Origin of the sequence: Alteromonas sp. C1M14 (assembly GCF_018860965.1) — a bacterium.
In the GTDB taxonomy this organism is placed as follows: Bacteria; Pseudomonadota; Gammaproteobacteria; order Enterobacterales; family Alteromonadaceae; genus Alteromonas.
The window spans coordinates 76738-99270 of record NZ_JAHKQF010000005.1 but is presented as its reverse complement, the minus strand read 5'-3'; the positions used below and the strand labels follow the sequence as shown (position 1 = coordinate 99270).

Sequence of the window (22533 nt, the reverse complement as noted above, 5' to 3'; positions counted from 1 at the left end):
CCTCTTAATCCTTATATTTTTTAATGTAAATCTGTATTAAAACAAAAATGGTGACCAACTCGGCGACTTAACTTGTCCATTTGTGGCTGGCAACCTAGCCTTAAAGCGACCGTCCAGCGACACAAGGGATAATACCTGAGTGCCATTATGAAGGGTGCTGTATATAATCATGCTTCCATTCGGGGCAATACTGGGTGACTCATCCAAATAGGTTTTCGTCAGCACCTGTATACCGCCATTTTCCAATCCAAGTTTAGCGATATGGTAATTACCTTGGGTCTGGTTTACCAAAACCATCTGTTTACCGTCCGGTGTAATGGTACCACCAAGGTTTTGTTCGCCCTGGAAAGTAAGTCGTCTCACTTTCCTTGATGATAAATTTACGCTATAAATCTGTGGTTTACCACCCCGTTCCGAGCTAAAAATTAAGCTCTTCCCATCTGGCGTCCATGCTGGCTCAGTATCTATTGAGCGGTTACGGGTGATTCGCTGCAATTTCTTTGTTGCCAAATCCATCACATAAATCTCCGGATTCCCGTCTTTAGACAGTACCATGGCTAGCTTTTTACCGTCGGGAGAGAAAATAGGACTACTATTTATTCCCGGAAAATCGGTTATTTTTGTCCGTTCCATCGTATAGATGTCTTGGATAAAAATTTGTGGACGCTTATTCTCAAAGCTCACATAGGTAAGCTTTTCTCCGTCCGGTGACCACGAGGGTGACATCAATGGTTCGGGCGAAGACAATAACCGCGTTTCGTTCTCACCGTCATAGTCCGATATAACCAGTTGATAGGGCAACGCATTGGTTTCCCTATCGCGCACAACAACATACGCCAAACGGGTTAAAAAAGCACCTCGCTCGCCTGTCAATTTTTCGTAAATAACATCGCTAATTCGGTGCGCATATTGGCGAAAATCGTTGCCGCTAATAATGGCTTGGCGAGCATCGATAATATGGTCTGCACTATTAACTAATTCGCCATTTTGCATACCCTGAGTGCTGCCACCCGTAAGTTGGCCTCTAAGCACATCGATAAGTTCGAAAGAAACCCGATATTTATCGGCACCAGTTTGGGCAACCGTTCCCACTAAGATAGTATCAACCCCTAAGGACGCCCAGGCCGAATAGTTTACCTGTTTGTCAGTGGCAGGTTGCTGCGGCATTTTATTGAGGGCTATGGGACTAAATTTACCACTGCGTGTTAAGTCGGCCATTACCACATCAGCAATACCTTCTGGCATTGTTCCGCTCCCTTCCCACTTGAAGGGCACCACACCAATGGGGCGTGCGCTGTCCACGCCTTCGGTGATTACAATTTCTAACGAAGCCTGTGCCATATTAGTTATCACTAATAAACACACGCCAACAAACATCCTGATTGGTCTCATCGTCACTACAATCTCACCGTTATGTTGATATCTTTTATTTGCTCGTAAACCGACGGATCATCAGACATAGGCAGTTTGTCTGGTCGGCGTACGGCACTTTCTGCTGCACGACATAGTGCGTCATTACCCTCTAAGCGGGTCACTTGGGTTACAAACCCTGATGTCGCCAAACGTATATTCAGCCGACATTCTTTACCGGTAAAGCTATCATCGTCAATAAGATAACGCTGAACGGTCGCGGTAATTAACGCCCGGTACCGGTCAACCTCAGATAATACCTGTTGTTGCCGTCGTTTAGCCTGCGCTGCTCGCTCTGCTTCCAGTTGCTCTTGCAGGATCTTGTCCATCTCTGCTTTTTCTTTGGCTTCTTTTGCTTTTTGCGCGGCCTCGGCTTTGGCTTTGGCTTCTCTTTCTTTACGTTCTTTTTCCTGCTGAGCGGCTAATTGTTTCAGCTCCAATTGCTTCTTACGCTCGGCTTCTTGACGGCGTTTTTTATCCGCCGCTTTCTTCTCTGCGGCCCGTCGCGCTGCGGTTTCTTTACGCTGACGTTCTTTCGCCGCAGCTTCCTTGGCTTGACGCTGTCGCTGGGCTTCTTGGGCCTGTGCCTGCGCCGCTTGTTCAGCCCGCTTTTTATCCGCAATGGCCTGGGCGTCAATAAACGTCGCCTGCATCACAGGGGCGTTGCTTTCACTGGAAAGCATAACCGGTTCTGGAGAGAAAGTGACGCTAATCAGCAACACCGCAGCGATAGCCAAATGCACGCCTACCGCTTTGACAATAGCCTGCTGGTCAGAAGAGAGTTTAGACATAGTGATTTTTATTCATCCACTGGGTCTGTCATTAAACCCACTGAGGGGACACCTGCTTTTTGCAACAATACCATAAGTTGTATAACTTCATTGTATGCCACTTGACCGTCGCCTTTTACGACAACCGGTGTATTAGGCTCTTTTTCAAGTTTTGCCGCTACTAATTCGGTCAGCTCCTGTGTGCCAAGTGCTGTGTCTTCATCACCCAAATTAAGAAAATAATTGCCTTGCACATCCACCGAAGCGATTAGCGGTGGAATATCTTCTTGATCTATGGGCTGCGCACTGGCCTTGGGTAATTCTACCTTCACGCCTTGAGAAATGAGCGGGGCTGTTACCATAAAGATAACAAGCAAAACCAGCATCACGTCAATGTAGGGTACGACATTGATCTCAGATACTGGACGACGCCTTTTACGTATATACATGGCTTGCCTCCGAAAGGTAAATTACTGAGCTTGCGCAGACGAAGCCTGACGATGAAGAATCGCAGAGAATTCTTCCATGAAATTACCGTAGCTATTTTCTATTTTTTCCACCTTGTAACTAAAGCGGTTATACGCCACCACCGCGGGGATTGCAGCAAATAGACCAATAGCGGTAGCAATCAGAGCTTCGGCAATACCTGGTGCCACCATGGCCAATGTGGCCTGTTGCACTTTACCTAAGGCGATAAAGGCATTCATGATACCCCATACCGTTCCGAACAAACCAATATATGGACTAATTGAACCTGCAGTGGCTAAAAAGGGTAAACGATTTTCTAGCTCTTCAACTTGGCGAGACATAGAGACTCTCATAGCACGATACGTACCATCGACAATTCCTTCCACCGCTGTGTTACCTTTGCGCAAACGCACAAATTCTTTGAATCCAGAACAAAATATGCTGGACATACCGCTAATACCGCTTCTGGCAGAGAGTTCTTGGTAAAGCTTGTTAAGATCGGCCCCCGACCAAAACTTATCTTCAAATTGGCGCATTTCTTTTTCGGCGGCACTAAGGGCTTTAGTGCGTTGAAAAATAAACGTCCAAGAAGCCACAGACACGCCCAATAGCAACAACATAATAAGCTGAACAACAAAGCTCGCTTGTAGAAAAAGACCAATAAACGTTAAATCAGAGTCCACTAGATAAATCCCCTAACAAAGTGGCGGGCAGTTTCCGCGGTTTCATTACCGTCGGATCTACGCATGCAATTTTTATATCTGCAGAAACCAAGCGCTGGCCTTGCAGATCTTTGATTTCTTGTCTGAATGTCATACTCGCACCCTTCAATTCTACAATTTGCGATTCAATACTCAACAATTGATTGAATCGAGCAGGAGCATGATTATTCATTTCAACCCGTTTGACGACAAACGCCACGGATTGTTCCATTAACCTGTCTTGTTCATAACCAAGGTCACGTAACCACTCGGTGCGAGCCCGTTCCATAAACTTTAAATAGTTTGCGTAATAGACAATACCACCGGCATCCGTGTCTTCATAATAAACCCGAACAGAAAAACGATGCTTCATTTTTGAAAAAAACCTTTAATGTGAAAATATAATTAGCTGCGTCCTAATTAATGGTCACCCATGAGATATCCAAATGGTCAGCTTTTAGCGCCAAAACGCACTATTTCTGCGGTAAGAGATAGATATTCAGCGCACAATTTAACACTCTATTTACGAATTAGTTTTTCTAATCCAAAAGACAAATTTAACTCAATTGCCAGCGGTCAAAGCGTGTATATAATGCACCCATCTGTCGAACAGAGTGATTCGTTTTATCAACGACTCACATGAGTTCTCTCCTGATTGACATGAGTTCCCTGGATTTATTTCCTTCAACACTTGTTGTTTTGCCCGCTCAATTTGAGCGGGCTTTTTTTATGCCTAAACAAAAGTTAAAGCCGTCTAAGAAGCCGGATCAAAACCAAAGTGCAAGTAAGCCCGCTGTGAAACAATTCGTCCTCTTGGCGTACGCTGTAAAAAACCCTGTTGAATTAAAAACGGTTCAATAACATCTTCAATGGTTTCTTTTTCTTCACCAATGGCTGCCGCCAAATTGTCCAGACCTACCGGGCCACCATCGAATTTATCAATAATTGCTGTCAGTAGCTTTCTATCCATGTAGTCAAAGCCTTCTTTATCTACATCCAGCATATCCAGCGCTTTTGCAGCAATATCACCGTGTACCTTGCCATCGGCTTTTATTTCAGCATAATCCCGTACACGTCGAAGTAAACGATTAGCAATACGTGGCGTGCCTCGAGAGCGTTTCGCAACTTCTTTCGCTCCTTCCAAATCCATGGCGAGATTCAAGTAACTGGCACTGCGCTGAATGATGGTGGTGAGGTCGGCTACAGAATAAAACTCTAACCGCTGAACAATGCCAAAGCGATCTCGTAGCGGTGAGGTCAATGAACCGGCGCGTGTTGTCGCCCCTACTAAGGTAAATGGCGGTAAATCAAGCTTGATACTGCGCGCAGCCGGCCCTTCCCCAATCATGATGTCCAATTGATAATCTTCCATCGCCGGATAAAGAATTTCTTCTACCACTGGGCTCAAACGGTGTATTTCATCAATAAAAAGCACATCGTTTTTTTCTAGGTTTGTAAGCAGTGCCGCTAGGTCCCCTGCTTTTTCTAATACTGGGCCAGAGGTGGTTTTTATATTCACCCCCATTTCATTGGCGACAATATTCGCAAGGGTAGTTTTACCCAATCCTGGCGGACCAAAAATAAGCAGATGATCCAACGCATCTTCTCGGTTTCTGGCAGCTTGGATAAATATTTCCATTTGCTCACAGACATGGGGCTGCCCCGTATAGTCTGACAGCATTTTAGGCCGTATGGCTCTGTCGATGACTTCATCTTCAGTGGTTGCCACAGGGGCGATAAGGCGATCCGCTTCAATCATATAAGTTACTCACTAAATAGCCGCCTTTAATGCTTCGCGGATCAAATTTTCGCTTTCCATACCCTCTTCGTACACCGCTGTAATAAGCTTGTTTGCCTGTACCGGTTTATAACCTAACGCAACCAGCGCGCTTTGCGCTTCTTCTCTGGCATCATTTAACGGCACAATGGCATCGGTTTGTTTATTTCCCATTTCAAATGGAACGGCAATGGCTTGCTGCTGACCAAATTTGGCGAGTCGATCTTTCAGTTCAACCACCAACCGTTCAGCGGTCTTTTTACCTATCCCTGGTAAACTCACCAAGGCAGAAATATCTTCATTTTGTACACTAATTAAAAATTGTGCTGCCGACATTCCCGATAAAATGGTTAACCCCAACTTGGGCCCTACGCCATTAGCTTTAATCAGCTCCCGAAAAAGACCCCGTTCCATTTTGTCGGCAAAGCCAAACAGCAGTTGTGCATCTTCACGTACCACGAAATGGGTATACACAGCGACGTTTTCGCCAACGGCTGGCAACTGGTAAAAACTGGTCATTGGCATGTGGATTTCATACCCCACGCCCTGAACATCTATAAGGACTTCCGGTGGCTGCTTTTCTAACAAACGCCCTTCAATTCGGCCAATCATACGTATCTTATACCTTGGTTAGTGGGCGGCTAACGAAGCCGACCACGTACTGTTTTGCTGACCTGTCCGGCCATATTTATCAGGCTCTGCTGAGTATGAGCATGGCATAATGCAACAGCCAATGCATCGGCTGCATCGGCTTGGGGTGTACCGGGCAATTTCAGCAGATGTTTTACCATATGCTGTACCTGCGTTTTTTCGGCACTGCCTTTTCCCACCACCGCTTGTTTAATTTGTCTGGCCGAATATTCCGCTACGGGCATGGCCGACTGAGTTGCCGCCACAATCGCAGCCCCTCTTGCCTGACCCAGCTTTAATGCTGAATCTGGATTTTTCGCCATAAAAACTTGTTCGATGGCAAATTGCGATGGCGAAAATTCGCGAATAACTTCGCTAACGCCAGCAAAGATTTGCGCAAGACGCTCAGCTAATACATCACTTTTTAGACGTATACATCCACTGCCTAAATAAACAAGCTTACCCTGCTTTCGGGCAATCACACCGTACCCTGTAATCCGAGAACCTGGATCTATACCCAGTATAATCATGTTCTCCCCCTCGGCACAAATGCTTCTACGGCCAATCGGTTAGATGGTGACCAAAGTTGCGTAATGGCTTGCGCTTTATCAGCCCATTTATAGGCAAGGTGTTCTGTGAGTATAAGTGGATGTTCGCAAGACACTTGAGCGCAAAATACATGCTCAGTATTAAAGCGGGTACCAGGAGGGTAGCGATGAAGCCAACGTTGACGTATTAAATAGCGGTTTATGTGCTGACAATCTTTAAGCTGCAAAGGCGACAAAACGATGCCAGTTTCTTCAGCCACTTCACGAATAGCGGTTTGCTTGGGCGCTTCACCGATTTCGATGGTTCCGGTGACCGATTGCCAAAAATCCGGATCGTCGTCGCGCTGTAATAACAACACCCGGTGGTGCTCGTCGTAGAGCACCACCAGAACCGATTCAGGCCGTTTTAACGCCATATTTATTCGGCGGATTTTTTAATAGTGGCAATCGCTAAGTCTTCCAATGCCTGTGGATTAGCAGGACTAGGCGCATTGGTTAGCGGACACGCTGCCGTGGTCGTTTTTGGGAATGCCATCACATCACGAATAGAACTCGCACCTGTCATTAGCATGACCAAGCGATCCAAACCAAAAGCAAGACCGGCGTGAGGCGGCGCACCAAACTGAAGGGCTTCTAATAAGAAGCCAAATTTGTTTTGTGCTTCTTCCTCGTCGATACCCAAGACGCTAAACACAGCAGACTGCATTTTTTCATCATGGATACGCACCGAGCCACCACCTAATTCCACGCCGTTTAACACCATATCATAGGCATCGGATAACGCACCTTGAGGCGCCTCTTGCAGTTCATCTGCTGTGACGCCACGGGGAGAAGTAAAGGGATGATGTAATGCGTACAGTGCGCCATCCACTTCTTCAAACATGGGGAAGTCTACTACCCATAAAGGTTTCCAATCGCCTTCTAGCAACTCGAAATCCTCTCCCAATTTTAAACGTAATGCACCCATGGCTTCAGTCACCACGGTGGCCGAGTCTGCACCAAACAGCAAAATATCGCCGGCTTCAGCGTTAGTGCGGTTCAGTAAGGCATCGGTGATATCTTCTGATAGGAACTTCAAAATAGGCGATTGTAGCCCTTCTTGACCTTTCCCTTGTTCGTTCACTTTCAACCATGCCAACCCTTTCGCGCCGTAAATACCCACAAACTTGGTATATTCATCGATTTGCTTACGCGATAACTTGGCACCACCTGGCACGCGGATCACCGCCACACGGCCTTTAGGATCGTTTGCAGGGCCGCTGAATACTTTAAACTCTACGCTTGATAGTAAGTCAGCCACGTCGACTAATTCTAATGGGTTACGCAAATCCGGTTTGTCGCTACCGAAACGCGTCATGGCCTCTTGATAGGTCATGCGAGGAAATTCCCCTAAATCCACATCCAGCATTTTCTGGAACAGATCACGGATCATACCTTCGGTGATGGCCATCACGCCATCGGCGTCTAAAAAGGTGGTTTCGATATCGATTTGGGTGAATTCTGGCTGGCGGTCGGCACGTAAATCTTCATCACGGAAGCATTTTACGATTTGATAATAACGGTCCATGCCCGACATCATCAGCAATTGTTTAAACAATTGTGGAGACTGGGGCAACGCAAAGAACTCACCTTTATGGGTACGACTTGGCACTAAGTAATCCCGCGCCCCTTCAGGGGTTGCTTTTGTCAGGATTGGCGTTTCAATATCTAAAAAGCCCACGTCTTCTAAATAACGACGAACTGCACCGGTTACCCGGGCACGAAATTTTAACCGCTCGGTCATTACCGGACGACGCAAATCTAAGTAGCGATATTTTAAGCGCTGTTCTTCGGAGTTTTCCTGATTCCAGTCAAGGGGTAGCACCGCGGACTTATTAATAACTTCTAGCGACAAGCCGAGAATTTCAATTTCTCCGGTTCGCATCTGTTTATTAATCTGCCCTTCTGGACGAGGACGGACTTTACCGGTTAACTTGACGCAAAATTCGCTACGTAAGGTATTGGCGACGTCTAGGACATCAGGCAAATCAGGGTCGAATACGACTTGTACAAGACCTTCACGGTCACGTAAATCAATAAAGATTACGCCGCCTAAGTCACGACGCTTGTTAACCCAACCACAAAGTGTTACTTCCTGGCCAACATAAGATGAATCGATATTCCCACAGTAATCTGTGCGCATGGTCCCTGACCTCTGAATAATATATTTAAGACATATGACGCCGGTACCATGGGTAACAACCTGAACCAAGTGTACTTGTGTGTTCAGGCATTACAGTTCAGCTACCGGCTTGTCTAGTTTTTGAGACTAAATTTAAGGTCGCATAGTATAAACAAATGCGGAGTAAAGCCCAATGACAATTAAGGCTTTGACGGTGCGATCATCGAAAATCGCTGGCATCAAGCTCATGCTTCTTCATTAGCTTGTGCATATCTGTACGGTTTCTTCCTGCTAATTCGGCGGCACGGGTTACATTGCCATCTGTCATTTTCAGTAATTTATGCAGGTATTTTTGCTCGAAGGCATCCCTTGCTTCGGTCAGCGTGGGCCAGCTTTGACGGGAAGCAGATAAAGCTTGCTCGACTAAATGAAGCGGTATAACGGGGGTTTGAGTTAATGCCACACAGTGCTCAACCACATTAACCAATTGTCGGACATTCCCTGGCCATTCTGATTTAACCAATAATTGCATGGCATCATCGGAAAACTGACTTACGTTCACATTATGACGCTGACCGCTTTGTTGCAATAAAGAGCGGGCAAGGAGTGGAATGTCTTCACTGCGCTCTTTTAATGACGGAAGCTGCAGATTAACCACGTTTAACCGATAGTACAAATCTTCCCTAAAGGTGCCCTCTTCCATTTCTTTTTGCAGATCTTTGTGGGTAGCCGAGATGATTCGCACATCAATATCAATGTGTTTACCGCTGCCGACAGGGCGAATTTGCCGCTCTTGTAACGCCCGCAGCAGTTTAACCTGTAATGTCATTGGCATATCACCAATTTCATCTAAAAACAGCGTACCGCCATCGGCCTCTCTAAATAGACCCGCATTGGCATGCACGGCGCCGGTAAAGGCGCCCTTGGCGTGACCGAATAACTCAGACTCAAGTAAGTTCTCTGGTAACGCACCGCAATTAATAGCAATAAAAGGCTTGTCTTTACGTGTACTGGCTCGGTGTATAGCGTTGGCCAACAGTTCTTTACCCGTACCACTGGCACCGCTGATCAACACGCTTACTTCACGCTGGGCAATACGGTACGCCTGATCCAATACATTGGACATATCGGTCGAACGGGTAATGATGTCTTTACACCATTCTTCAGGTTGCACACTTAAAGACTGACTGAGTGCTTTTTGCAACAGGGTTCTTAGCTCATCGTGATTCACCGGTTTTGGCAAAAAGCCAAAAACACCCCGTTGGGTGGCTGCCACCGCATCTGAAATCGTACCATGGGCGGTCATCAAAATAACCGGGATGTCTTTTCTCACCCCCATGATTTCTTCAAATAAACTCAGCCCGTCTAGGCCCGGCATTCTTAAATCAGATAACACTACATCGAAATCTTCGCTGCGGATTTTTCTTAAAGCCGCCTGGCCATCTTCTACAGCAGTGACGCGATATCCTTCACCTTCCAGACGGATCGTAAGCAAACGCAACAAGCTTTTGTCATCATCCACCAGCAATAATCGGGCATGTCGTACTGTCGATTCGCTCATGGTTGATTACTCCTGTTTTTATCCATTAGCGTTGCTTCTATTTTTAACAACTCTTCCATCTTTTCGGTTTGTAATTTCAATTCTTGTTCTAACATCTCTAACTGCTTTTGCTTGTCCGTATTCACTCTATTTAATATCACCATGGCAGATTCCAGCTCTAGCATTTCGCCGTTAGGATCTTTAACCAGGGTATTAATAACCGGTGCAATATCAGGGTTCAGCACGTCAGTAAGCGTGCCTAGCCAATGTTGAGCACGTAAACGACTTTGATAAGGTGTATCTACCGGTAACGACAACACCACTTTTGTGATGGTGTCCTCGGTAGAATCTGACAATGCAGCTATTCTTTCCTTTCTTTGTGGCCAAGGCGCATGAGCCGCTTCTACCCACATACCTATCCAGTAGGACAGATCGCATGCGCGTTCAAAGGTTTGTGAAGCTTCGTTCACTAAACACAGTGGTTCATCATCCTTAGGCTGGTAAATTACATTCGTCTCAACAGGTTGAACAGATGTATCGCTTTTATTGTCTATCGCTGCACATCCGCCTAGTACAAAGACCACGGGCAGCAATATTTTTATTCTCATTAATACCGTTCCTTTTGCGGAATACTCACTCTAAAACACACGTCTGCATCCTCGACTTCCACCACCGCGACGTCGCCGTGCATTAACCGTGCGCAATCAGACACAATGGATAATCCTAATCCAGTGCCAATGACATTATCATTTCTCGGATCGTCTCCCCGAGTGAAAGGTTCAAACAATTTGGTGACTTTTTCCTCAGGTATCTTCTTACCTCGGTTTGCCACATCAAGAATGGCAATGTCTTCACGCATATAAATATTGACTGATATGGGTCTACCCACTGCACCGTGGGCCACCGCATTGGAAATTAGATTATCCAAAATACGTCGGTAAAGTTCCACATCTACGACAATGCTATCTGCCTGCACGTCCACAGAAACTTCGCGGTCCTGTAACGCAAGGGCGTAATCTTCAATACAATCTCGCACCAAATCGCCAGGATTAACTTTAGTGAAGCTTGGCTGGGCCTGTTGCAGCAGCAAATTATAATCAAGGAGTTTTTCCACCAGTGTATTTAAACGCTGGGTACTTGATGTGAGTAAAGATAATACCTCAATTTGCTGTGGATTAAGCTCTCCGACAACATTTTCTGACAACAAACTACACCCTTCTTTAATGCTCGCCAAAGGGGTTTTCAGTTCATGGGCGGCATGGCGCAATAATGCAGTACGAATGTGCTCTAGTTGTTGTAATCGTTCAGCTAGCCAATGTAGATCACGCTCAACGCCAATGAGTTCGTGGGGAGCTCGGGTGGACAACGGTGGTAGTTCACCTCGTTGATGAGCAAGTATTTGAATGATTTGTTTTACTTTTCTGACCGGATTAACAATTAACTGGCTACCCAACAAAATGAGTAGTAAGGAAATACTCACCAAGATAGCCGTGGACCAAGCTTGCTTGGCTTGCATACTGGCCATGTCTTCTTGCTGTTCACTTAATCGAGATTGAATCGCGCTTTCTACGTCGGTACGCATGGCTTGAACGCCATTACTAAGGGAGGCTAAGTACGCATTAAGTAACAGTTTGTCGTTGATGGTTCTAAAGTTGCGTAACTGTTCAATTTGCTTTTCTAGCAATTCACAGTTTTCGCTGGCTGACAGTTTGCTACACAACTTATTTTTTGCACTGGCAAATTGAGAAATGGCATTGTCAGTGAGGTCGGCCACCGTGGCATTTTGAATGATCACGTATTGTCGCAGTGTGCGCTCTAAATCGATGGCCGCGCCATCGAGGCTCTGCAAGTGCCCCACCACAGAAACCACATAACGGGTTTCAACAGTGGTCATTCGACCTACTTTTGCAAGATCGCTCTGACTCTGCCATAGCAGAGTAATAAGAGGAACAAGCGCAAGAATAAAACTGCCTAAGGTCAGTTGTCTAAGCGAGCCAACACGCACAATTCGATCACTAAATAAAATCCGGTCTTTCAGGATCGCACACCCCATAGTCTGTCGCAATAGAATACCGTACTAATTGTCCAGTACAGTCGGTGAAAAGAGGAATACTCTATTGATTCATCGTGATAATTTCTGAATAGTCGCTTTTTTCAAGTTCTTCCACACTGATCATCCCATCAGCGTTTCTATCGATTCGACTAAATATACGTAACAGGCGGGTGTCTGCCACGGCTTCTTTCAACGAAATGTAGCCATCCATGTCATCATCCAAAGCGGCCAGCAGAGATTCATCTGCATAGGCAGAAACCATAGCTCCGGCTTGAATAGCCATAATGGTAAGCAGCATAGAAAAAACTTTTTTGACGGGTTTCATGATGATAACTCCTGTGTCTATAAAAGCGTGAACCACAGGCAATCATAAAAAAGTCGTCTGTATGATGTGTTAGCTCACGATAATCACAGCTAACAAAGCACAACTAATGCCAAAATTTATAACAGTTAAATATCAATCACTTAAGACTATAGATTAGGGGGAGGTGAATATAGTTGTATCTAAAAACCGACAATAAGAACACCACCTAGGTATTTTTTTCATCGTTTTCTAACGGTGGCGTGTGCAGTAGTGCGCCGAAATCCTGAGATATATACAATAATTCAGATAAAGGGATGGGTTTGCTGAACAAAAAGCCCTGCACATGATCACACCCATGCTCATTCAAATACTGCCATTGGCTTGTTTGCTCTATGCCTTCGGCACACACAGTAAGCGAAAGACGTTTGGCTAAATCAATGATGGTGCAAGTAACCAGCCTAGAACGCTCTGAAGATTCCAATTCACGGATAAACTGGCGGTCTATCTTGAGGGTATCAATGGTGATGCGAGTCAGATAACTTAGCGAAGAATAACCGGTGCCAAAATCATCCAAAGCCACGGTACAACCTAAGTTAGTCAGGCGTTTGAAAAACTTATCGGCAATGGCGAAGTTTTGCAAATAAGCCGACTCTGTAACTTCAAACTCAAAATAATCAGGATTAACCTGATACCGCTCGAACAGTTCGTAAATATCATCAAATAACGCGGTATGACGTAAATCGTGGCCTGACAGGTTTACCGCTATTTTAAACTTATGTGTTAGCAGCATCTGTAAATCAGGCAATTCCATGCACACTCGTTCAAGCATCCATTGGGTGATGGCGGAAATTTTACCGCCCGCTTCAGCAATGGGAATAAACTCACTCGGCATCACCAACCCAAATACCGGATGTTGCCATCGTAACAAGGCTTCAAGACCCACGATCATTCCATTCCGGTCTATTTTAGGTTGGTAGTACACTAAGAACTCGTCACTACGAATAGCACTATCAATGCTGTTGGCAATGGACATCTTTCGTTTATAGGATTCCACCATGTCTACCGTAAACAAGGTATAGGTGCCGCGGCCTTTAGCTTTCGAGCGATACATGGCTAAATCCGCATTGCTCATAAGTTGGCTGAGTTCATAATCGGCATCACTGGCTTTTGCGATCCCCACGCTCACTCCAACTTTCAGCGCCAAACCTCGTAACATAAAGGGTTCAGAAAAGGCTTGCACTAGGCGAGAAGCGAGATTATTTAGACTGGTTGCAGACACTTCTCTGTCAGGAATAATTAAAAACTCATCACCACCAAGTCGGGCTACCAGATCGCCCTCTCGCAATAAATTTACAACCCGATCCGCCACTTCAATAAGAATAAGGTCACCGGTTTCATGACCCAGCGAGTCATTAATACCTTTAAACCCATCAAGGTCAAAAAACACCAACGCCAAATCGTCATTGGTTCGGCGCACCCGCGCCAACTCTAGTCGCAAATTGTCCACCACGAACTGGCGATTGGGCAAACCGGTTAAACTGTCATAATTTGCCAGACGCATCATGGTCTGTTGTTGCTCTACCAAGGTGGCATTTTGCTCTTGGTTGATGGTGAGTTCGACTTCTATGGTGTCAAGAAAGCTATTAATACGGCTGCCTAAGGCTCCGATTTCATATTTATATTGATTAAGAAAACGCAGAGTGTAGTCTTTTGATTGGCCAATTTGCTGAGTAAATTGACTTAACATTTGAAGAGGTCTTAAAAAACAACTTAGCAGCCATACTGTGGCAATAATCGCCACTAACGTAATGGCAATAACATAGGGCAAGATGTGCTTTAACATAGCGCTACGGCTGCTATTAACATACAGGGCAAGATCACTAATTAGTACCACACTACCTAAGCCTAACGCGACATCGCCAATATCGTTAACGGCAATCAGCTTACCTTCCCGCTCATAGATACCCGTTGGCAATTTTAAGAACGATTCGAGACTTTGGGCAGACAGTGAAGAAGATGGATGATCGATCTGAAAGAAGGCACCGGCAAGTATTTGTTTGCGTCCATCAAGAACATGGGCACACAACAAATTTTTATTGGCTGCCAACATTTTAATTTCATTATCAATATCGGCGCTATGATATGAGTCTGAGACCATGGTGATCCCAATATGCTCAGAAATAAGCTCGCCGAGAGCATGAATTTGCTCAGTATGCAGCGCAACGACTTGTTCTTCATGTTCTTTCAACGTCAGTAAAAAGATAATGATGGCTGATACGGCAATCGCGCCTGCAACACTCAGTGCCAAGGGCAACTTCATGGATCTAAACAAAACAATCCTTTTATGTTGTTAAGACCAGTATATGGCACCCAGGTGCTGGTTCGGCTGCTATTCAGTGACAGATAGCTTTGCCTTAATAAACTGGCTGTGTGGTATGTGCAACAAGTCGGCAATACGTCGAATCATATGCTCCTCGATAGGCGCAATGGACTTATCGGCGTAAGCGACCTCCCATAAGCCCAGTAGAATAGCCTGCTTTTCATCATTATTACACTTTTGATTAACAACCTTAGTAAACTGAACAAAGTCAACAGCTTGCTCTGCCTTATCCCGTCCTTCGTCCATCACAAGTTTGAGTTCTTGATCACTTAACGAAAAGTGGTTGGCCAGGAGTGTTTTGTAAGCGGAGATTTCTCTTGGATCCGTTTCTCTATCGGCGCGAATAATTTCACTGACTAAGGCAGCCGTGGCCAGTTCAAGCGCGCGTGGATCTTCCTGAGTCGTTGTTTTATTGCGAAATAATTCAAAAACAGATTTAAACATGATCTCTCCCATACACAATACGGTTGTTTATACGCCATTTAGCGTCAAACGTTTGCAGTGATGAGATAAAACCCCTAGTAATAAAAGATAAAACGACTAAACGATCATTTTTTCATCGACATTTTCACCTGAACCTGACTCCCCCCTTCTGAATAAGTAACGTCATCACACAACTCTCTGATCAGGCTAATACCCCGTCCGTAGCTTGCAAAAGAGCCCACCGATTGGGCCGAGCGGGTATCAAAGCCTTCGCCACTATTTCTTAGGTTAATTTCTAGCGCATCTTGCTGAGGTAAAAAACGAATAACAAAACAAATCCAGCCCATCTCAAGCCGTGCAAGGCGCTTTTCTCTTTCGGAATAATACTCTGCGAAGCCACTAGGATCATGCTTCATGGATGAATCTAGCGCGAGCACCCCGTGTTCAAGGGCGTTATTAAATAATTCAGACAACACTGTAAATAAATCAGAGCGAATTCGACAAATACCCACTTGGGTGCTCAACATGTCCATAAGAGAGTCGATGATCCGCTTATTTTGTAATTCTGCACCGCAAAGGTTTAATGTGATTGTATATGGCAGCTCATTAGTTTTGTGTTGATCATGTAAGGCTTTTAGGCTTTTACAGGTAAACAAGACAATGGACATATCGTCTGCCTGCTCTCCTTCTCCTCGATACTGCACCGCTTTTTCATACAGTCCCGTCGCTGAAGCCAGTGCGCTTTCGCTAAACCAACGCTTCACTCCTTCTTCGTCTGCCATGTTGCCGTTAGCGTCCATCACTTCCATGATGCCATCGGTATACACCAGTAATTGTTGTCCTTGCTCAGCTTCTATAACATCGTGCCCGTCGTCAAATTCTGCCACCTCAAGAATACCCAAAGCCATATGACGAGATGGGTAACACTGTATTGCTCCAGTGTCTGGATTTTTCAGTAAAACCTGAGGCATGCCACCGCTCCACACGGAAAAACGGCATCCGCTAACATCAATTTCCATGATAATTGCGGCTAAAAACATGTCGGCGGGTAAAAGTCCAAGTAGAATTTTATTTATAGCAGTTGCCACCTCGCCTACCGACATGCCGTGTTTTACCATGTTTTTAAAGACATTAGACACGGGCAATACGCCAATAGCCGACGCTAAACCATGGCCGGTAAAATCTCCCATTAAAAAGAAAGCACCACCAGCGGGGCTAACTTCACACAAAAACACATCGCCATTAAACTTGGCGGCGGGCGACATAATAACATCGAAAAAATGCTCAACCTGGGGGTTGTTCACCACCGCATTATTAAAAATATTCTCAACAATGGCGTGCTCTCTATCCACAGCCTGTCTGTGATAGCGAAGTACCGCATTTTGTTGTTCAACTTCACGGCTGAGTTCTCGGATCCGCCCGTGTGCGCGAATTTTCGCGGCCAGAATAACCCGGTCAAAAGGTTTGGAAACAAAGTCGTCACCGCCAACCTCTAAACAACGGGCTAAGCTGGCTTTATCGTCTAAGGAAGTGATAAAAATAATCGGTAAATACATGCTACCGTTATTTTGTTTTAGTTGCGGCGCAACCGCATAGCCTGACAAACCAGGCATGATCACATCAAGCAAAATAAGATCAGGTTGTAGTGCTGCCGCTTTATTGATTGCGTCCTGTCCGTCGCTTGCCTCAAAACAATCTGTGTAACCCTCTTGCTCTAACATATGGCGCAACAAGAAGCGGTTTAGAGATTCGTCATCAACGATTAATATGCGCATACAAGGCTAGTCGTTGGCGTTATACAATATTGAATTTTTTATCAAACCGGGAAATCTTCAAAATTCGTCCCACTTGGGGCCGAGAATGAGAAATGTTGTAGGTCAACCCAAGTTCACCTAAAGACTTTTGCATATTTAACAGCATGCCAAGGGCAGAACTGTCCATGTATTCCGTTTTACCTAGATCCACATCAATGGTAGTGATCCCCTCAGGTAACGTGGAATAAGCGCTTCGAAATGCTTGGACTTTGTCAAAATCGAATTTCTCATCTAGCTGAATGACCCATGTTACGTTATCGTCAGCTAGATAGGTTGATATTGCCATAGCAGTCTCCATTGTGGTGTGCTTCTTATTTACGTCGCCCACATTAATTATTAAAGTTAGCGCTTTTAAACATGTATCGACAACAAGGGTAATTTTAATTTTTGATACTAACCCTATTAGAACTAAGCTGACTTTTGCGATAATCGCAAGTTGATATAATAATTTAGTTCACAAATACCCCATTTATTCAGGAGATGTCGACAAGCCATGCAAGATTCTAAATTAGTTTACAGCACCGACGGCGGCCGTATCAGTCAAAAAAGTAACGCTGAAACCCGTTCAGTATCCAATGATGGCATCATACGTATTCATCGTGAAACCAAGGGCCGAAAAGGAAAAGGGGTATCGGTGATCCACGGTCTCGACATGGACGCCAAAGCGTTAAAAACACTCTGTACAGAACTTAAAAAGAAGTGTGGATGTGGTGGCGCAGTGAAAGACGGCCTCATAGAAGTACAAACTGATGACAGAGAAAAACTGAAAGCCTTACTGCAACAAAAAAAATTTACCGTTAAACTTGCCGGTGGTTAGCGAAATCTTTGACTACACTAGATCACGGGTTTTGTTTGTGATGTTTTAAGTGAGAAACCAAAAATGGAAAAGCTATCAATCTCAGATTTGCACATTGTGTTAGTCGAGCCTTCAGATACGCAAAGAAAAATTATAACTAACTTATTGCTGAATGAGGATGTCAAAGAGATTGATACTGCAAGCACCCTCGCCGAGGCGCAATCAGCCATTACCTCCCATGGCGCTGATCTTATTGTCAGTGCCATGTATTTTGAAGACGGCACCGCGATAGAATTGCTTAAGTTCATCAAGGAACAAAGCCAATTAGCATCGATTCCTTTTATGCTGGTTTCGAGTGAAAACCGCATGAGTAAGTTAGAAGAATTTAAACAAGCGGGAGTGGCGGCAATATTGCCCAAGCCCTTTGAACCACTGCATTTAAATCGCGCCCTTAACGCCAGCGTTGATCTTATTAATCATGACGAACTAGAACTGGAATTGTTTGACGTCAATGAAGTGCGGGTACTGTTAGTGGATGACAGTCGATTGGCCCGTAATCACATTCGACGAGTGCTTGAATCCATGGGGTTGCAAAAGATCACCGAAGCTGAAAACGGTGCCATGGCGTTAACCTATATCAAAGACGCCCCTTATGATTTAGTCGTGACCGATTACAATATGCCGGAAATGGATGGCAGAGAACTATCTGAATTTATTCGTTTTAACCCCGACACTGCCCATATCCCTATTATCATGGTGACGTCAGAATCCGCAGACAGCGTGCACATGGCCAATATTCAGCAAACTGGGGTTAACGCATTATGCGACAAACCCTTTGAACCCACAGAAGTAAGAGCAATGCTTGCGGCACTGTTAGGCGAATAAGACCTAGCATGAAACACAGTTTGGTTGAACGCTTTGCCCTTAAAAATGTTCAGCCAACCTGTAAAAAATCATTGACACTTATAAGGTAGCGCCTTAAAGTCGGGGTATGATAATGAATATCCATCACACGTTTGCATTCTTTTTTGGTTTTATCACCTTCAATTGAGGGAGGATGCCTTGTGTGTATAAACCTCCCCCTCGGGAGGTTTTTTTTTGCCATGAATATGAGTGTAAAACTATGTCAGAAACCCCTTTAGGTGCTATCAGAAACCGTATCACTGAGCTAGACAGCCAGCTGCTGACCTTGCTAGCCGAGCGACGCCAACTTACCAATGAAGTTGCTGAAACCAAAATTCGTGAACACATTCCCGTACGTGATGTAAAACGTGAAGAGCAATTGCTGGTACGTCTTATTAAAGAAGGCAAAAACGCCGGTTTAGACCCCCACTATGTAACTCAAATCTTCCACGTAATTATTGAAGATAGCGTACTTAATCAGCAAGCCATGTTGGCACAACGCGCCAACCCGGGTAGCACATTACCCCTAAATCGAGTCGCTTTTCTAGGTGCCAAAGGTTCGTATAGCTACCTGGCCACACAAAAATACTTCTCTCGTCGGCCCGGCGAGTTAATGGAAATGGGCTGTCATAGCTTTGCTGAAATCGTGCAAAAAGTAGAGAAGAACGAAGCCGACTATGCCGTACTGCCCATTGAAAACACCAGCTCTGGCAGTATCAATGAAGTCTACGACCAGTTACAGCACACCCAGTTAAGTATTATTGGCGAGCTTACCCACCCAATTCGACACAGCTTATTGGTGGCAAAAGAAACCAATTTGGCCAATATCAAAACCTTGTATGCCCACCCTCAAGTGTTTGCTCAATGCAGTCATTTTTTGGCCGAGTTAGGCAATGTGGAAGTCAAAACCATGGACAGTACCTCATCGGCTATGCTGACAGTCAGTGAGCTTCAACGTGATGATATTGCCGCCATTGGCAGCGAAGCTGGAGGTAACCTGTATGGTCTGATGGCAATCAAATCAAATTTAGCCAACCAAAAAGAAAACCACAGTCGCTTTTTTGTGGTTTCTCGCACGCCGGTGAAGGTACCGCTGCAAGTGCCAGCTAAAACCACCGTGATCATGTCTACCGTGCAAAAGCCGGGGGCCTTGGTAGAAGCCCTCACGGTGTTAAAAGATAACAAACTAAATATGACGAAATTAGAATCTCGCCCTATTCCAGGAAACCCTTGGGAAGAAATGTTCTATATCGATTTTGATGGCAATTTAGCCGATGGCCCAGTGCAAAATGCCATTGAAAGCTTGAAGAAGATCACCCGCCATTTTCAGGTATTAGGTTGTTATCCAAGCGAAGAAGTAAGCCCCACCAAAGTGGCTGCGGCTAACGCTTTGGCAGAAGACTAACCACGTCGCCCTAACACTGGGCACGTTTGCTTTCACTTTCCGTTTATTGTTACCGGTTTAAGTATAGCGAACGTGCCCGTATATCAAGTTGGTTGCGGTTTTAAGGCTTTCTTAGCATTTGACCATCGTCAGCTTTTAGCAGCAGTTGCTTGCTATCTACCAAACATTTTTTTGCGTAATCGCCAAACCACTCGCCAATACTATCAAAAGCACGAATAAAACCGTCTTTGTCGTTATTTTCAAGTAGAGATAGCGCTTCGCCAAAACGGGTGTGAAAACGCCGTAAAAGGGCAAAATTATCGGGGTTATTAAAGATAATATCAGCATACAACCGAGGGGATTGGGCAAACAGCCGGCCTACCATTGCCAGTTCCAAACGGTATATCGGAGAACTAAACACCGTTAATGTCTCTAAATCGGGAGCTTCGCTTTGCAGGTGCGCGCCGTAGACAAAGGTGTTGAAGTGACGCATCACTTGAATAAACGCCATGGCATTATCATGCTCTTCAGCACTGCTATGATGAATGGTCGCCCCCCAAGTACGCATTTGCTCTACCAACCATTGATAATGGCTTTCCCCTCGCCCGTCACACACCACCACAACTTGTTTAATCATGCCCGGCGCATCTGGGCCAAACATAGGATGAAGCCCAACTACTGGGCCTTTGTGATGTGCCAGCATGGCCTGTAAAGGTTTAACCTTTACACTGGTGATATCGGCAAGCACACAGGTTTGAGGTAAATGATTCAAAGTTGCAATCACAGATTCAGTTAAAGTAATAGGCACTGCCACCACCACGAGGTTGGCCCGTGCCAGTAATGCTTCTGTTTCTGTTTTGCCCCAGTCGTCTTTTTCGATAACGGCAACAGGGTAGCCGGATTTTTCAAAAAGACTCACAAACACCTTACCTAACGCCCCTGCACCACCAACAATAACCACCTGCTCGATGGCGGGGTTAATACAGCGATAGCGATTATTTTGGGTATGGTAAGATTCCCGCATGATCCGGCGTAACAAATCTTCTGTCAGCTCAGGAGACACCCCGGCTTTTTCCGCCTCATTCCGCCTTGAAGCAATAAGCTCTCGCTCACGCTCAGGCACATAAACAGGCATACCGGTTTGAGCTTTAATTTGTCCCACTTGGGTAGTTAACTTAGCGCGACGAGCTAGAATAGAAACGAGCTCGGAATCGAGCTCGTCAATGTCTGCCCTTATTTCACTTAGGCGTTTGGAATGATCCGTCATAGTGCGACTCTAAAAATCGCTGTTTAATCAGGCAACAGCGGTACGTTTATTTTGACGTAATGGTAACACAGTAATCAATTTATCTCTGGCTTGTGTGATCAAAGATTCGGTGGTCGCCCAGTCGATACAGCCATCGGTAATCGAAATTCCGTAATCCAACTCTTCCGGCGTTTTCCCTTCCGCTTTTTGATTGCCCGCATTAACATGGCTTTCAAGCATGATCCCAATGATTGACTGATTTCCTTCAAGGATTTGATTTACCACATTTTGTGCCACCAGGGGCTGTCTGCGATAATCTTTGCTCGAATTAGCATGACTACAATCCACCACTAAACCAGCGGTAAGCCCGGCTTTTTCCAAGTCTACCTCGCATTCAGACACACAAACAGAATCGTAGTTAGGCTGTTTACCACCCCGTAAAATGATATGCCCATCTGGGTTACCACTAGTGGTGATCACTGCCACTTGACCTTGTTTATTGATGCCCATAAAACTGTGGCCAGATGCAGCTGATTTCAATGCATTAATGGCAATGTCCAAGCTTCCATCGGTACCGTTTTTAAAGCCTACGGGCATAGATAGACCACTGGCCATTTCACGGTGCGTCTGCGACTCAGAAGTTCTAGCGCCAATGGCGCTCCAGCTAAATAATTCAGCCAGATATTGAGGGCTGATAGGATCCAGCGCTTCTGTAGCCACGGGGATCTCAAGCTCGGCCAACCAAATCAGTAATTCGCGGGCTTTGCGTAATCCGGTTTCAATATCGAAGGTTCCGTCGATATGAGGGTCGTTGATTAACCCTTTCCAACCGGTGGTGGTACGAGGCTTTTCAAAATACACCCGCATAACAATAAACAAGGTGTCTTTACAGGATTCATGCAGCTCTTTTAAACGCAGGGCGTAATCTTTTGCGGCATCAATATCGTGAATGGAACAGGGGCCACACACCACCAGCATACGGTGATCTCGCCCGTGTATGATGTCAGAAATAACCTTTCTCGATTCTGAAATCGCACTTAACGCTTTTTCGGAAACGGGCAGTTCTTTTGCCAGGTCATCGGGGGTTATCAATACTTTTTCGGCACTGACATGAACGTTATTAACGGTGTCCTTGATCATGAAATTCTCTTTTTTTACTTAATCTGAAGGCCGGCCTGTGACGTCCTTCATACAACAGAAAGGTAGAAATTATTTGGCTTCCCAC

At 45.2% G+C, this 22533-nt stretch carries 23 protein-coding genes; 3 read left to right on the top strand and 20 right to left on the bottom strand.

Annotation, left to right across the window (positions count from 1 at the left end):
* Positions 1-36 precede the first annotated feature (36 nt).
* The 18 genes from tolB to KO501_RS04090 all read right to left on the bottom strand — a co-directional run bounded on the left by tolB (position 37) and on the right by KO501_RS04090 (position 17265).
* Entirely contained in the window at positions 37-1377 is a 1341-nt protein-coding gene (gene tolB, locus KO501_RS04175) for a Tol-Pal system beta propeller repeat protein TolB (protein WP_252728165.1), read from the bottom strand.
* Positions 1378-1397: 20 nt separating this feature from the next.
* Positions 1398-2201 (bottom strand): cell envelope integrity protein TolA, encoded by an 804-nt coding sequence (gene tolA / locus KO501_RS04170; RefSeq protein ID WP_216028397.1) that lies wholly within the window; start codon positions 2199-2201, stop codon positions 1398-1400.
* Positions 2202-2209: 8 nt separating this feature from the next.
* Entirely contained in the window at positions 2210-2629 is a 420-nt protein-coding gene (tolR, locus tag KO501_RS04165; RefSeq protein WP_216028396.1) for a protein TolR, read from the bottom strand.
* A 21-nt stretch (positions 2630-2650) separates the two neighbouring features.
* Complete coding sequence (gene tolQ, locus KO501_RS04160) at positions 2651-3331, bottom strand: protein TolQ (RefSeq protein ID WP_216028395.1); 681 nt, start codon at positions 3329-3331, stop codon at positions 2651-2653.
* On the bottom strand, positions 3321-3722 hold the full coding sequence (gene ybgC / locus KO501_RS04155; protein WP_216028394.1) for a tol-pal system-associated acyl-CoA thioesterase: 402 nt from the start codon (positions 3720-3722) through the stop codon (positions 3321-3323). Before ybgC ends, tolQ begins: the two co-directional genes overlap by 11 nt.
* A 381-nt stretch (positions 3723-4103) precedes the next feature.
* Entirely contained in the window at positions 4104-5108 is a 1005-nt protein-coding gene (gene ruvB, locus KO501_RS04150) for a Holliday junction branch migration DNA helicase RuvB (RefSeq protein WP_216028393.1), read from the bottom strand.
* A 12-nt stretch (positions 5109-5120) separates the two neighbouring features.
* Positions 5121-5738 (bottom strand): Holliday junction branch migration protein RuvA, encoded by a 618-nt coding sequence (ruvA, locus tag KO501_RS04145; protein ID WP_216028392.1) that lies wholly within the window; start codon positions 5736-5738, stop codon positions 5121-5123.
* A gap of 29 nt (positions 5739-5767) precedes the next feature.
* Positions 5768-6286 carry a crossover junction endodeoxyribonuclease RuvC gene (ruvC, locus tag KO501_RS04140; RefSeq protein ID WP_216028391.1) on the bottom strand — a complete coding sequence of 173 codons (519 nt, stop codon included), beginning with the start codon at positions 6284-6286 and terminating at the stop codon, positions 5768-5770.
* Positions 6283-6720, bottom strand: coding sequence for a dihydroneopterin triphosphate diphosphatase (gene nudB / locus KO501_RS04135; protein ID WP_216028390.1), 438 nt, complete (start codon positions 6718-6720; stop codon positions 6283-6285). Before nudB ends, ruvC begins: the two co-directional genes overlap by 4 nt.
* Positions 6721-6722: 2 nt before the next feature.
* Positions 6723-8486, bottom strand: a complete 1764-nt coding sequence (gene aspS, locus KO501_RS04130; protein ID WP_216028389.1) for an aspartate--tRNA ligase — start codon at positions 8484-8486, stop codon at positions 6723-6725.
* A gap of 199 nt (positions 8487-8685) precedes the next feature.
* Positions 8686-10026, bottom strand: a complete 1341-nt coding sequence (locus KO501_RS04125) for a sigma 54-interacting transcriptional regulator (protein ID WP_216028388.1) — start codon at positions 10024-10026, stop codon at positions 8686-8688.
* Complete coding sequence (locus tag KO501_RS04120; protein ID WP_216028387.1) at positions 10023-10613, bottom strand: hypothetical protein; 591 nt, start codon at positions 10611-10613, stop codon at positions 10023-10025. Before KO501_RS04120 ends, KO501_RS04125 begins: the two co-directional genes overlap by 4 nt.
* A complete protein-coding gene (locus KO501_RS04115) occupies positions 10613-12058 on the bottom strand; it encodes a HAMP domain-containing sensor histidine kinase (RefSeq protein ID WP_252728156.1) in 1446 nt (481 codons plus the stop codon). Before KO501_RS04115 ends, KO501_RS04120 begins: the two co-directional genes overlap by 1 nt.
* A 61-nt stretch (positions 12059-12119) precedes the next feature.
* On the bottom strand, positions 12120-12383 hold the full coding sequence (locus KO501_RS04110; protein ID WP_216028386.1) for an EF-hand domain-containing protein: 264 nt from the start codon (positions 12381-12383) through the stop codon (positions 12120-12122).
* Positions 12384-12588: 205 nt separating this feature from the next.
* Complete coding sequence (locus KO501_RS04105; RefSeq protein ID WP_216028385.1) at positions 12589-14682, bottom strand: EAL domain-containing protein; 2094 nt, start codon at positions 14680-14682, stop codon at positions 12589-12591.
* Between the two features lie 69 nt (positions 14683-14751).
* Entirely contained in the window at positions 14752-15186 is a 435-nt protein-coding gene (locus KO501_RS04100; RefSeq protein WP_216028384.1) for a TerB family tellurite resistance protein, read from the bottom strand.
* Between the two features lie 104 nt (positions 15187-15290).
* Positions 15291-16940, bottom strand: coding sequence for a fused response regulator/phosphatase (locus KO501_RS04095; protein ID WP_216028383.1), 1650 nt, complete (start codon positions 16938-16940; stop codon positions 15291-15293).
* Positions 16941-16959: 19 nt separating this feature from the next.
* Positions 16960-17265 carry an STAS domain-containing protein gene (locus KO501_RS04090; protein ID WP_216028382.1) on the bottom strand — a complete coding sequence of 102 codons (306 nt, stop codon included), beginning with the start codon at positions 17263-17265 and terminating at the stop codon, positions 16960-16962.
* Between the two features lie 207 nt (positions 17266-17472).
* Between KO501_RS04090 and yciH the strand changes: the two genes are divergently transcribed.
* The 3 genes from yciH to pheA all read left to right on the top strand — a co-directional run bounded on the left by yciH (position 17473) and on the right by pheA (position 20083).
* Entirely contained in the window at positions 17473-17796 is a 324-nt protein-coding gene (yciH, locus tag KO501_RS04085; RefSeq protein ID WP_216028381.1) for a stress response translation initiation inhibitor YciH, read from the top strand.
* Positions 17797-17859: 63 nt separating this feature from the next.
* Complete coding sequence (locus KO501_RS04080; RefSeq protein ID WP_216028380.1) at positions 17860-18660, top strand: response regulator; 801 nt, start codon at positions 17860-17862, stop codon at positions 18658-18660.
* A gap of 238 nt (positions 18661-18898) precedes the next feature.
* Complete coding sequence (pheA, locus tag KO501_RS04075) at positions 18899-20083, top strand: prephenate dehydratase (RefSeq protein ID WP_216028379.1); 1185 nt, start codon at positions 18899-18901, stop codon at positions 20081-20083.
* A 100-nt stretch (positions 20084-20183) separates the two neighbouring features.
* Here the strand turns inward: pheA and tyrA are convergent, their stop codons facing one another.
* Positions 20184-21329, bottom strand: a complete 1146-nt coding sequence (tyrA, locus tag KO501_RS04070) for a bifunctional chorismate mutase/prephenate dehydrogenase (protein WP_216028378.1) — start codon at positions 21327-21329, stop codon at positions 20184-20186.
* A gap of 27 nt (positions 21330-21356) precedes the next feature.
* Positions 21357-22448, bottom strand: coding sequence for a 3-deoxy-7-phosphoheptulonate synthase (locus tag KO501_RS04065; RefSeq protein WP_216028377.1), 1092 nt, complete (start codon positions 22446-22448; stop codon positions 21357-21359).
* Between the last annotated feature and the right edge of the window lie 85 nt (positions 22449-22533).

Excerpts from the sequence above, each read along its gene's own strand:
- tolB (WP_252728165.1), bottom strand. The coding sequence starts at position 1,377 with ATGTTTGTTGGCGTGTGTTTATTAGTGATAACTAATATGGCACAGGCT.
- tolA (WP_216028397.1), bottom strand. The coding sequence starts at position 2,201 with ATGTCTAAACTCTCTTCTGACCAGCAGGCTATTGTCAAAGCGGTAGGC.
- tolR (WP_216028396.1), bottom strand. The coding sequence starts at position 2,629 with ATGTATATACGTAAAAGGCGTCGTCCAGTATCTGAGATCAATGTCGTA.
- ybgC (WP_216028394.1), bottom strand. The coding sequence starts at position 3,722 with ATGAAGCATCGTTTTTCTGTTCGGGTTTATTATGAAGACACGGATGCC.
- ruvB (WP_216028393.1), bottom strand. The coding sequence starts at position 5,108 with ATGATTGAAGCGGATCGCCTTATCGCCCCTGTGGCAACCACTGAAGAT.
- ruvA (WP_216028392.1), bottom strand. The coding sequence starts at position 5,738 with ATGATTGGCCGAATTGAAGGGCGTTTGTTAGAAAAGCAGCCACCGGAA.
- ruvC (WP_216028391.1), bottom strand. The coding sequence starts at position 6,286 with ATGATTATACTGGGTATAGATCCAGGTTCTCGGATTACAGGGTACGGT.
- nudB (WP_216028390.1), bottom strand. The coding sequence starts at position 6,720 with ATGGCGTTAAAACGGCCTGAATCGGTTCTGGTGGTGCTCTACGACGAG.
- aspS (WP_216028389.1), bottom strand. The coding sequence starts at position 8,486 with ATGCGCACAGATTACTGTGGGAATATCGATTCATCTTATGTTGGCCAG.
- KO501_RS04125 (WP_216028388.1), bottom strand. The coding sequence starts at position 10,026 with ATGAGCGAATCGACAGTACGACATGCCCGATTATTGCTGGTGGATGAT.
- KO501_RS04120 (WP_216028387.1), bottom strand. The coding sequence starts at position 10,613 with ATGAGAATAAAAATATTGCTGCCCGTGGTCTTTGTACTAGGCGGATGT.
- KO501_RS04115 (WP_252728156.1), bottom strand. The coding sequence starts at position 12,058 with ATGGGGTGTGCGATCCTGAAAGACCGGATTTTATTTAGTGATCGAATT.
- KO501_RS04110 (WP_216028386.1), bottom strand. The coding sequence starts at position 12,383 with ATGAAACCCGTCAAAAAAGTTTTTTCTATGCTGCTTACCATTATGGCT.
- KO501_RS04105 (WP_216028385.1), bottom strand. The coding sequence starts at position 14,682 with ATGAAGTTGCCCTTGGCACTGAGTGTTGCAGGCGCGATTGCCGTATCA.
- KO501_RS04100 (WP_216028384.1), bottom strand. The coding sequence starts at position 15,186 with ATGTTTAAATCTGTTTTTGAATTATTTCGCAATAAAACAACGACTCAG.
- KO501_RS04095 (WP_216028383.1), bottom strand. The coding sequence starts at position 16,940 with ATGCGCATATTAATCGTTGATGACGAATCTCTAAACCGCTTCTTGTTG.
- KO501_RS04090 (WP_216028382.1), bottom strand. The coding sequence starts at position 17,265 with ATGGCAATATCAACCTATCTAGCTGACGATAACGTAACATGGGTCATT.
- yciH (WP_216028381.1), top strand. The coding sequence starts at position 17,473 with ATGCAAGATTCTAAATTAGTTTACAGCACCGACGGCGGCCGTATCAGT.
- KO501_RS04080 (WP_216028380.1), top strand. The coding sequence starts at position 17,860 with ATGGAAAAGCTATCAATCTCAGATTTGCACATTGTGTTAGTCGAGCCT.
- pheA (WP_216028379.1), top strand. The coding sequence starts at position 18,899 with ATGTCAGAAACCCCTTTAGGTGCTATCAGAAACCGTATCACTGAGCTA.
- tyrA (WP_216028378.1), bottom strand. The coding sequence starts at position 21,329 with ATGACGGATCATTCCAAACGCCTAAGTGAAATAAGGGCAGACATTGAC.
- KO501_RS04065 (WP_216028377.1), bottom strand. The coding sequence starts at position 22,448 with ATGATCAAGGACACCGTTAATAACGTTCATGTCAGTGCCGAAAAAGTA.